Consider the following 1,558-nt stretch of genomic DNA (forward strand, 5'->3'; position numbering starts at 1 on the left):
ATTACCGAGCTGAACGAGCCCACCTCCCTGGTGGAGCGACGGGGATGGGCGGGTGACGCGCTTGATGCCGAGGGGCGGCTGATCGGCTCGCGGCTGTGGCTGCTGGATCGCGCCAAGGAAAACGAACTCACCCGCATGATGGGCGAGGAGTGGACCCGCGAGGCCTATGCCTGGGTCGAGCCGGACACCGGTCGGGCGCCCGAAATCGAGGTCGCGTGGGTGCGCTCCGAGGTGCTGGGCGTCCGCGCCAGGGTGGACGGCCGAGCGGTCGCCATCGCCCGCCGCGTCGGGCGGGAGGCGGCCTGATGCCTTTTCCCCTGCCATCGCCCACCGAGCTGACCCGCCGCCTGGAAGGTCGTGCGGAGGCGGCCATCCTGCGCGCCCGGCCGAGCGCCGAACCCGCCGCCGTCGCCCGCGCGGTGCGCTCGCCCCGTGGCATGACGGCGATCCTCCTGCGCGTTTTTGCGATGGAGCTGTACGAGGCGCACCTGCATCTGCGCTGGTGGGGTGACCAGTATTTTCCGGACACGGCCGAAAGCGAGCAACTCCTGAGGCATGCCTCGATCTGGGGCGTGAACCAGCGGCCGGCGACCAAGGCCATCGGGCTTGCCATCGTCACCGGCACGGCAGGCACGCCAGTCCCGTCCGGCCTACGCCTGCAGGGGGCGGGTAGCGCGGTCTATGAGGTGCTCAATCCCGCGACCGTCTCCGACGCGGGCACGGCCACCCTCAGCCTGCGCGCGATCGCCGCCGGCATCGTCGGCAATGCGGCGGCCGGGCTGCGCCTGACACCGCTCGCACTGGTCGCCGGGCTCGATCCTCAGGAAGCGGTGGTCGATGCGGAAGGGCTCGCCGGCGGCGCGGAGATCGAGAGCGACGCCTCCCTGCTGCAGCGCCTGCTGGCCGAGATCCAGGAGCCCGCCCACGGTGGCGCGCGATTCGATTATCCCCGCTGGATCCAGAACAAATTTCCCGCCGTCCAGGTGGCGTGCATCGCGAACTGGGTCGGCCCCGGCACTGTCGGCGTGGTCGCGGCCATGGGCTCGGCCGCGCTGCCGCGCCCGCCGACGTCCACCGAGATCGCCGCCATGGCCGCCGAGCTGGAGATCCAGCGCCCGGTCACCGCCGAGGTGCATGTCCTCGCGGCGGTGCTCCTGAACACGCCACTCACGCTGATGATCGACCCCTACGAGGCGCGGGTCAGGACTGCGGTCGAGGCGGCGCGCGCCAGCTTTTTCGCCCGCGAGGCCACCATCGGCGGGCGCCTCTATCGCTCGCGCCTGTCCGAGGCCATCTCGGCCGCCGTGGGCGAGTATCGGCACGAGATCATGTCGCCCACCTCGGACATCATCCCGGCGCGCACGCAGCTGCCGATACCGGGCGCCATCTCCTGGGTGGTGCCGTCATGAGCCGCAGCGCTGCAGCCGTGCATGAGGAGATGCTCTCGCTGCTGCCGGGCGGCTGGATCTGGCCGCGCCGCAGTGACGCGAGCCTGCTCTCGGCGCTTCTGGAGCCCATGGCCGGCGAGATCGCCGCGCTTGAGGCGACCGCCGAAGCG

At 71.6% G+C, this 1,558-nt stretch carries 2 protein-coding genes; both read left to right on the top strand.

Going from position 1 to position 1,558, the window contains the following annotated elements:
* Positions 1–306, top strand: a 306-nt coding sequence (locus V5F77_RS28725; RefSeq protein ID WP_429008458.1) for a phage GP46 family protein, incomplete at its 5' end; no start/stop codon positions are given.
* Positions 306–1,409 (top strand): baseplate J/gp47 family protein, encoded by a 1,104-nt coding sequence (locus tag V5F77_RS28730; RefSeq protein WP_429008459.1) that lies wholly within the window; start codon positions 306–308, stop codon positions 1,407–1,409. The genes V5F77_RS28725 and V5F77_RS28730, both read left to right, overlap by 1 nt.
* Positions 1,410–1,558: the final 149 nt, after the last annotated feature.

The sequence above is a fragment of the Roseixanthobacter psychrophilus genome, from assembly GCF_043195195.1.
Lineage (GTDB): Bacteria > Pseudomonadota > Alphaproteobacteria > Rhizobiales > Xanthobacteraceae > NCEH01.